General features: G+C 64.1%; 9 protein-coding genes. 4 read left to right on the forward strand and 5 right to left on the reverse strand.

Features of this window, described 5'->3' with window-relative positions; translation table 11 throughout:
• Nucleotides 1-6: 6 nt before the first annotated feature.
• The 4 genes from AC3ENJ_RS03815 to AC3ENJ_RS03830 are packed head-to-tail and all read right to left on the reverse strand — an operon-like array spanning nt 7 to nt 3,551.
• Entirely contained in the window at nt 7-762 is a 756-nt protein-coding gene (locus AC3ENJ_RS03815) for a TlyA family RNA methyltransferase (protein WP_431813130.1), read from the reverse strand.
• Nucleotides 759-980 (reverse strand): hypothetical protein, encoded by a 222-nt coding sequence (locus AC3ENJ_RS03820; protein ID WP_431813131.1) that lies wholly within the window; start codon nt 978-980, stop codon nt 759-761. The genes AC3ENJ_RS03815 and AC3ENJ_RS03820 overlap by 4 nt, the downstream gene beginning before the upstream one ends.
• Nucleotides 977-1,984, reverse strand: a complete 1,008-nt coding sequence (locus AC3ENJ_RS03825) for an HAD-IIA family hydrolase (RefSeq protein WP_190782438.1) — start codon at nt 1,982-1,984, stop codon at nt 977-979. The genes AC3ENJ_RS03820 and AC3ENJ_RS03825 overlap by 4 nt, the downstream gene beginning before the upstream one ends.
• Nucleotides 1,974-3,551, reverse strand: coding sequence for a tetratricopeptide repeat protein (locus AC3ENJ_RS03830; protein ID WP_431813132.1), 1,578 nt, complete (start codon nt 3,549-3,551; stop codon nt 1,974-1,976). Before AC3ENJ_RS03830 ends, AC3ENJ_RS03825 begins: the two co-directional genes overlap by 11 nt.
• 228 nt (nt 3,552-3,779) lie before the next feature.
• Between AC3ENJ_RS03830 and AC3ENJ_RS03835 the strand changes: the two genes are divergently transcribed.
• Both AC3ENJ_RS03835 and AC3ENJ_RS03840 read left to right on the forward strand, forming a co-directional pair.
• Entirely contained in the window at nt 3,780-4,994 is a 1,215-nt protein-coding gene (locus tag AC3ENJ_RS03835; protein ID WP_431813133.1) for a dicarboxylate/amino acid:cation symporter, read from the forward strand.
• A 178-nt stretch (nt 4,995-5,172) separates the two neighbouring features.
• Nucleotides 5,173-5,703, forward strand: coding sequence for an SRPBCC domain-containing protein (locus tag AC3ENJ_RS03840; protein WP_431813134.1), 531 nt, complete (start codon nt 5,173-5,175; stop codon nt 5,701-5,703).
• A 109-nt stretch (nt 5,704-5,812) separates the two neighbouring features.
• Here AC3ENJ_RS03840 and AC3ENJ_RS03845 read toward each other — a convergent pair whose 3' ends face one another.
• Entirely contained in the window at nt 5,813-6,292 is a 480-nt protein-coding gene (locus AC3ENJ_RS03845; RefSeq protein ID WP_431813135.1) for a hypothetical protein, read from the reverse strand.
• A 174-nt stretch (nt 6,293-6,466) separates the two neighbouring features.
• Here AC3ENJ_RS03845 and AC3ENJ_RS03850 point away from each other — a divergent pair, with 174 nt between their 5' ends.
• Together AC3ENJ_RS03850 and AC3ENJ_RS03855 are read left to right on the forward strand one after the other, a co-directional pair.
• On the forward strand, nt 6,467-7,669 hold the full coding sequence (locus AC3ENJ_RS03850; protein WP_431813136.1) for a histidine kinase: 1,203 nt from the start codon (nt 6,467-6,469) through the stop codon (nt 7,667-7,669).
• Nucleotides 7,670-7,774: 105 nt separating this feature from the next.
• Complete coding sequence (locus tag AC3ENJ_RS03855; protein WP_431813137.1) at nt 7,775-8,389, forward strand: response regulator transcription factor; 615 nt, start codon at nt 7,775-7,777, stop codon at nt 8,387-8,389.
• Nucleotides 8,390-8,508 lie beyond the last annotated feature (119 nt).

Below are 8,508 nucleotides of genomic sequence, written 5' to 3' on the forward strand. Positions count from 1 at the left end.
GAGCATTCAGACTCCCTGAACGATGCCTCGTTTACGGCACCACACGAAGAACTCCACGTTACCGTCTTGACCCGGCAGGGGGCTTTCCACCCGTCCCATGACCTCGAGGCCGGCCCGGCCGGCGGCGGACATCACGCCGGCCACGGCGCGGCGTCGTTCCCGTTCGGAGGTCACCACACCGGTGCGGGAAATGTTGTGGGCACCCACCTCGAATTGGGGTTTGACCATGAACAGGACGTCTCCCCCGTCCTTCGTGGCCCGGCCGAGGGCATCCGTGACCAGTGTCAACGAAATGAACGACAGATCGCACACGGTCAGATCGGCGGGACCGCCGATCCGGTCCGGGTCCAGATACCGAACGTTGAGACCCTCGAACACGCGCACCCGCTCGTCGGCGCGCAATTCGGGCACCAACTGATCGTGCCCCACATCGACCGCGACCACTTCGCGGGCACCGCGGCGCAACAACACGTCCGTGAATCCACCGGTGGATGCACCGGCGTCCAGGCAGCGCAGTCCGGCCGGATCGATGTCGGTGAAGGTTTCCAAGGCACCCACCAGTTTGTGCCCGGCTCGGCTGACGTATTCCTCCGCCGCCGACGCCGTCACCGCCAGCTGATCCTCGTCACTCACCGTGCGGGACGGCTTGGTGCACGCCACCCCGTTGACACTGACGCGCCCGTCCCGGACCCACGACGCCGCGAGGGTGCGGGAGCGCGCGAGCCCCCGGGCGGCCAAGGCTTGGTCCAACCGCCGGCTCACTGGCCCGTGAGCCCCGTGGGCAGGGAACCGGGTTGCTGATTGAGAACCGCTTCCAGTTCCGTGTGGAGCTCTTGATAGGCCGCCGCTCGTTCGTTCACGGGCAGCTCGCTCACCGCGGCGTCCTCGGCGAGTACCCGGTCCACCGCATCCAGCCCGGTGACGGGAACGGCGTTCGGTTCCGGTTGGTTCTGGCCCGCGTTCACTGGCTGGTCACTCATGGCTCGCTCACCCACGTCAGGTGGGGATTAGTCGGCGCTTCCGCCTCGGGGTGCAGGGACCACCACGCGGCACACGCCGCGCGCCAGCCGTCCAGGCTGTTTTCGGGGGCGTGCACGGTCACCGTATTCTCCCGTGCCACGGCCGTCGCGTCGCGGCAGCTGGCGGTCACGTCGCGATCCTCTCGGGTCACCTGCGGATCGGGATAGACCTCGAACAGCTCCCGCAGGTTACCGAGCAGAAAGGTGGGGCGTTCCTGATCGCACGCGCGCAACACGGCGTCCGGGGTGTCGACACCAGTGAACACCTCGATGCTGTCCATGCCCGCGGCGTGGGCCCCTCGAATGTCCGTGTCGAGCCGGTCGCCGACCACCACGGGTCGCCGGCTCTCGGCTCGCTGCGCAGCTTCCTGGAACACCGGAGCCTGCGGCTTACCCGCCACCATGGGTTCCCGGCCGGTGGCCGCCGCCACCGCTGCCACGAGCGTGCCGTTACCCGGTGCAATGCCGCGTTCCTTGGGGATCGTGCGGTCCGTGTTGGTCGCACACCACAACACGGATTCATCGGCCAACGTGTACGCCGCCTCGGCCAGTTGTTCCCAGCCCAGGTGCGGGTCGAACCCCTGCACCACGGCGGCGGGATTTTCAGTCTGCGACCACACCGGGATCAGACCCACGGCGCTGATTTCGTCCGCGAGCGCCTGCGCGCCGGTGATCAGCACCCGGGATTTCTCGGGCAGCCGACCGGCCAGCAGCTTCGCAGCCGCCTGTGCGGAGCTGGCCACGGAACTCACCTGAGTGGGTGCACCCAGCTGCGAGATATGTTCCGCCACGGCGGCCGGTGGGCGTGACGCATTGTTCGTCACGTACATCACCGGAACGCCCATTTCTACGGCGCGGTTCAGCGATTCGGGTCCGCCGTCAATGGCATCGGGGCCCGCGTAGACCACGCCATCCAAATCACACAACAGCGCATCGAAGCCCCGGATCAGCGGTTCATCGGTCATGGTTCTCGGAATCATCGCCGGTCATGGGTGCCTTCTCGAGATCGTCGGCGCTCTCGGTGACCCCGGCGTCGTGAGCGTCCGATGTCTCGGTGGTCTCCGCTGACTCAGGGGTTTCGGACGAGTCGGCGGAAGATGCGGCGTTCTCGCTGTGACGTTCACCGGCATCACGAACGGTTTCACGGGCGGCGTCGAGGTCGATGTCGTCACCGAGATCCACGATTTCCGGCTCGGAGAACTGGCCCAGCCCGAGCGCGGCCTCGGCCACAATGGCCTGGCGTTCCCAGCTGAGCGATTCCTTGTCACGGCCGACGCCGCGCAGGGCCTCCGCGTAGGCGCGGAACAGGCGCGGGCTGTAGGAGAAGCCGCGGTTCTTGTCGAGCTGCGGGATCTGCAGGGCTTCCAGTGCTGCCTGACTGTCACCGGCATCCGCGTGGATTCCGGACACAACCATGGCCAGTTCCACCTTGCCGGTGGCGTCCAACTTCTCCACCGCGCTCGACTGGGCTTCTTCAAGGGCCTTGTCGACCTTGCCCAGCGCCCGCTGGCAATCCACCATCAACGGCAAATGCTCTTCCGAACCGGAGATCCGGCGATGGGTGCGCAATTCCTTCAGGGCCAGCGCGTAATCCTCGGCCGCGTAGGCCGCCACGCCCGTGGCTTCACGGACCGCGGCGATGCGGCCGGCCTTGCGCACGGCGGCATTGGCGTGTTCCAGCGCGAACTCCGGGTCGACCTCCAAATAGCGCGCGGCCATGACGAGGTGCTGAGCTACTCGCTCCGCATTGCGCGGTTCGAGAGCCTCCAGCTGACGGCGCGTGGGCTTGTCGATCTCACGGCCCGTCACGTCCTCGTCGATATCAGGTGCAATGAAACGCGGTTTGTCCAGGTCATTGAGGTCCCGACGCGTCATCCGCTCTTCGCGGTCTGCATCCCTGCGGCGATCATCGCGACCCAAGCTGTCACGGCGCCGATCATCACGCTTCCGATCATCGCGACGCCCGCCGGAACGGTCGTCACGGCGGAAATCCTTACGGCCGTCCGGACGCCCGCCACGATCATCACGACGGTCTGCGCCGCGATTGTCCCGGCGGTCCTCCCTGCGGTCTCGCGAACCACCGCGGTCGTCCCAGGTGCGGCTGCGGTCGCCGGTCTTGCGCTGACGTTCCCAGTCACCGCTGCGGCGCTCCGAGCGGTGATCGTCCTTGCAGTCCGTGAATCGCCCGAACTGGCGGCCCGGGCCCTTGCGGTCTCCGGAGCGGCCGTCCGAGCGGTCATTTCGAGGACGGTCATCCCACCGGCGGGGTTCGCGACGGTCGTCGCCGCCCTTGTTGTCCCAACCTCGATCATCGCGGCGGTCTCTTCCCCGAGCGCCTTCAGCGCGGTCACTCCGACCCCCTCCCCGGCGATCGTCTCGACGATCGTCTCGGCGATCCCGGGAGTCGCCGCGGTCCTGCCAGGAGCGGCCCCCGCGGTTGTTCCAGCCACCGGACCCACCCGAGCCGCGGCGTCGGTCTCCGCCGGGGCGCTCGGATTTGTCGCGGGAACCGTACTGTTCGGAATCGGTCAAAGGGATCTCCTTGTGGGGCCTGCGGCCCGAAAGCGTGGAAGCGACAGGCTGTGTCGCGGTAGTCTTCAGTGCATTCTACAAAGGGGACGCGGTCGGCGTCCCCTCGACTGTGGGTCAGCTTGGTCACCGGCCTGCGTAACGGACGGTGTCAGCTACATCGAGACGGTCGCAATCGTGAGAACGTGTCGATCAACCAATGCCCCTTCTTGTCCCGAGAGATTTTGAACCATGAGTCTTCGTTCCCTGTCCAAAAACCTGCTGCTGCGGGTACTGGTCGCCATTGTGCTGGGCATCGTCTGTGGAATGTTCTTCCCAGAGGGTGTCGCGCGATTATTCCTCACCTTCAACGGCATTTTCAGCCAGTTCCTGGGATTCCTGATCCCCGTCCTGATCGTGGCGCTGGTGACCCCGGCCATTGCGGACCTCGGGCGCGGTGCGGGCAAGTGGCTGGCTGTGACCGCGGGAATCGCCTACGGGTCCACCGTCTTTGCCGGTCTCCTGGCATTCCTGGTGGCCAAGGCCAGCTACCCGTGGTTGTTGGGTGATCGAGGCGCCGTCGGTTCCCTGGAGAACCCCGAGGACCATGCGCTGTCCGGGTTCTTCGACATCACCATGCCTCCGGTCTTCGACGTCATGACCGCGCTGGTGCTGTCGTTCTGCCTGGGTGTGGGCATCACCATGATCAGAGGCAACTCGCTGCACAAAGGTTTTAATGAGCTGCGCATCATCATCATGATGATCGTGGAAAAAATCATTATCCCGCTGCTGCCCATTTACATCTTTGGCATGTTTATGAGCATCACCATGAACGGCCAGATCACCACCATCATTTCCACGTTCATCCGCATCGTGGTCCTGGCGTTCATCATGACCGTGGTCATCCTGATCATTCAGTACGTGGTGGCCGGGATGATTGCCAAGCGCAATCCGTTCGTGCTGCTCAAGAACATGCTCCCGGCCTACGCCACCGCCCTCGGTACGTCCTCCTCCGCCGCGACCATCCCGGTGACGCTCAAGTGCGCGGCTCGTAACGGTGTGGACGATCGCGTGGCCGGGTTCACCATTCCCCTGTGCGCCACGATCCACCTGTCCGGTTCAACCATGAAGATCGTCCTGTTCTCATTGGCCATCATGACGATCACGGGGATGCCCATCAACTCGTGGCAGTACGTGGGCTTCATCTTCCTTCTAGGCGTCACCATGGTGGCCGCTCCCGGTGTACCCGGCGGTGCCATCATGGCCGCGGTGGGCATTCTGCAGTCCGCGCTCGGGTTCGACGAGACGGCCGTGGGCTTGATGATCGCCACCTACATTGCGATCGATTCGTTCGGTACCGCGTGCAATGTCACCGGCGACGGCGCCATTGCAACCATCATGGATCGCATCCTCAAGAACCGCCGCCATGACCTGAAGACCCCGGAGGACTCTCCCGTCCCGGCCTGACGCCTTGGTGAGCATTTTGGCCGACGACGACGGCGCCCCACGAGCACTACTCGTGCGGCGCCGTCGTTGGTTAATGGCCTCGGTAGTTGTGGGAAAACGGGCCGGCGGATTGAATGGGTGCATTATGGCGCGCTGATCCGCGCCGAACACGAGGCCCCCGGCACGAGGAGTCCGAACCGTGACGAACAGCAGCACTGCGCAGAATTTCGACGGCACCTACGAGGTGATCGAAGGCCGGCCGGCGATTGTCTTCGAACGCGAGTATCCGGTGGCTCCGTCCCAGTTGTGGACGACCGTGGCCACAGCACCGGCCATGAGTCGCTGGTTCCCTTCCCGAGTGCAGCTCAACGCGCATCAGGGCGGCGGCATCGTATTCACCGGTGACCCGCACATGGAGTCCAGCACCGGCACGGTGACGAACTGGGAACCGAAACGCCATTGGTCGTTCACCTGGGGCGACTCTGAGATCGACATCTCCGTCGAGCCGAGCGGGGAGGGCAGCAAACTCACCTTCATCGAGTTCCTCGAGGCGGAGAACACCGCGGCCCGTAATGCCGCCGGGTGGCACGTGTGCCTGCACACGATGCGGAGTGTGCTCACCGGTGACACGATGACCACTCGCCTGGACTGGGAGGCTGTGTACCGCGGGTACGCGCACCAGGGTTTGCCGGCGGGCGCGGTGGTGCCCGGTATCAACGACAAGAACTGACGATCAGCCCGTCAAAGATGAGGGCCTCGCCCCATCTCGGGATGAAGCCCTCACCTTGGTTGGACGTCACGACGTAGTGCTGGTCACATGAATTCTCGGCCGGTGTTGGTCAGGCAACGCCCAATATGTTGATGCCAGCCGTGGCGAATCCCGCGAACACCATGCCCCACAGGACAATGGCGATGATCTGCCAGAAAATGATTCTGCCCTTGGCCACGCCGGCGCCGGCCATCATGGACGAAGTGATCTGGCTCGGCAGGAACCACTGGCCGATGAGCGACACGCCGGCCACACCGTATTTCTCGAACAGGCGGTAGAACTTCTGCTTCCGCTTGCTGGGCTCGGCTGCCGGTTTGGTCTTGCGAAACAAGCTGTGCAGCTTTTCAGCGCCGAGTACCAGGACAAGCATTGACATGATGTTGCCCAGCACCGCGAACGGAACGGTGATGTACAGGGGCACGCCGGCAACCACGCCCAGGAACGATGCTCCGTGGGATTCGATGAACGGGATGGCCCCGCCGAGCATCAGGAACAATGCCTTCGCCAAGGGTCCTGCGGCTTCTACGGAGTTCTGCAACCAGTCGAGCATCGGTCTATTCCTTTCAGTTCGTGAACCGGAGATTCCGATTGGCTTGTTGAGTTCCACTCTTCCGAGAACTGCCCTGCACCGTTGGTGTCGCCCTGTCATGAATTGCGGGGACGGTGTCATGGAACCCCCATGACAGCTGTCATATCGGGGAGGGGCAGCGCTTAGGGTGATTCCATGTCCCTCTCCACGGACCGCTCCGCTGCGGCCCAAGACATCATGCCCGGCAGCTCAACCGCGGCATCACCCAGTCAGCGTCGTGACATGGCGGTGGTGTGGTGGAGCACGTACTTGTTCCTCGTCTTCTTGGCATTCTTCGTCTACGGCGTGGCGGTGCTGGTTAGAATTTCTCAAGATCCACAACCCGTCGCGATGATTGCGGCCGTGTTGGGGTCGCTCACGATGGTGCCGTGGGCCATGACCATCCGAAGAGCCCGTCGAGGGGTCGACAGAACAACGTTCCGTACTCGCACCATGGCCTGCGCAGTCATTTTTTCGTTCGCTACCGCTCTGATCAGTGTGTGGGCGCCTCCCGCCCTGGGAGTCGGTGCCTTACCGCTGGCCGTCGTGCTGGCCACGGCAGCGCTCTCCCTGGGTAAGGGCCGCTGGTGGGTCATCCTCATCTCGATGTTCCTACCCGCCATCCACTTGTACGTGGCAACGCTCCTCAGCGGTCAGCCCGCCGAGGCCCAGGATCTTGTATGGGTCACCTGGGTCTCTTTTTTCGCCGTCATTGGGGCGCCGACCTCCCTGTGGGTCTGGGCGGTCATGGTCGAATTGGATGTCACCCGTCAGCGGGCGGCAGAGCTGGCAATCAGCAACGAACGATTGCGCTTCGCCGCTGACCTGCACGACGTACAGGGCCATCATCTCCAGGTGATCAGCCTCAAGACTGACCTCGCGTCCCGCCTACTCGCCAGGGGTAGGCCCGACACGGCCGCACATCACGTTCTCGAAGCCCACGACGCTGCTCAGAACGCCCTGCAGGAGACCCGGGCCTTGGTTCAGGGGTACCGAAAGACAACACTTACCCAGGAGCTCAACAATGCTTCCTCCGTCCTGCAGTCGGCCGGCGTCAGCACAACGGTGGATGTGCCGGAGCTTATTACCACATGGTCCCAGCAGCCGGAAACAACCGACCTCGGTGCGGTCATGGGGCTCACGGTCCGGGAGGCCACCACGAACATCCTGCGCCACTCCGAGGCCGGCAACGCTCACTTCGTTTTTCTCGTTCCGCGATACCGCCTCGGCCGGGCTCCAACCGATGGTCGAGCTTTGCATCCGCAACGACGGCGCTCTACCCGTAACGAGCGGATCAGCAAACGCGATACCGAGTGGATCAGGATTGGCAGGACTCAAACGGCGACTCGCGGAGGTTGAAGGACAGCTCGCGATAGAGACCACACCAGACCATGAGTTCCTCCTGCGGGTCTCGGTACCCAGAACCACGGACGTCTCAGCCGCTCACGAGAAGGACAACACGAAGTGAATAACACCCCCATCTCGATTGTTCTCGCGGACGACGAGCACCTGATTAGGGGTGCCCTGGCAGCCCTGCTGGACCTTGAGGACGACTTCCAGCTTGTAGCCGAGGTCGACAACGGCACGGACGCGCTAGCCGCGGCACGAGACCACTCCCCAACCGTGTGCGTCCTGGACCTGGAAATGCCTCCCACCGATGGCGTGGACGCCGCCACGAGCATCCTGCGGGAGATCGACACCCGCATTGTCATGGTGACTCGTCATGCCCGCCCTGGAGTCCTGCGACGTGCACTGGCAGCCGGCGTCAAGGGCTTCGTACCCAAATCCACCCCCTCAGAAAAACTGGCCGAAGTGATCCGCACCGTGGCCGGCGGCGCACGATATGTGGATCCGGATATTGCCGCCAGTGCACTCACCGGCACGGACTGTCTGCTGACCGAACGGGAGCTTCACGTGCTGCGGGCGAGCACCGAACACGACACCCTTGCACAAACTGCGGGGGCGCTACACCTGGCCCCGGGAACAGTCAGGAACTACGTCTCCGCTGCCATGGCAAAACTTGGTGCTAGCAGCCGCCAACAGGCCGCTCACAGGGCGTGGGAGGAGGGGTGGATCTAGGAGAGAGCTCACCCCCGACGGGCAAACCACTCCCCCTGCAGCAATGAACGCGTGTTAAAAGCAGAAAGCCACGGATAGCCGCCCCGCTCGCGCGAGTGTGGTTGTCCGTGGCTTGACCA

It is taken from the genome of Kocuria sp. cx-455, assembly GCF_057707085.1.

Excerpts from the sequence above, each read along its gene's own strand:
- AC3ENJ_RS03820 (WP_431813131.1), bottom strand. The coding sequence starts at position 980 with ATGAGTGACCAGCCAGTGAACGCGGGCCAGAACCAACCGGAACCGAAC.
- AC3ENJ_RS03825 (WP_190782438.1), bottom strand. The coding sequence starts at position 1,984 with ATGACCGATGAACCGCTGATCCGGGGCTTCGATGCGCTGTTGTGTGAT.
- AC3ENJ_RS03835 (WP_431813133.1), top strand. The coding sequence starts at position 3,780 with ATGAGTCTTCGTTCCCTGTCCAAAAACCTGCTGCTGCGGGTACTGGTC.
- AC3ENJ_RS03845 (WP_431813135.1), bottom strand. The coding sequence starts at position 6,292 with ATGCTCGACTGGTTGCAGAACTCCGTAGAAGCCGCAGGACCCTTGGCG.
- AC3ENJ_RS03850 (WP_431813136.1), top strand. The coding sequence starts at position 6,467 with ATGTCCCTCTCCACGGACCGCTCCGCTGCGGCCCAAGACATCATGCCC.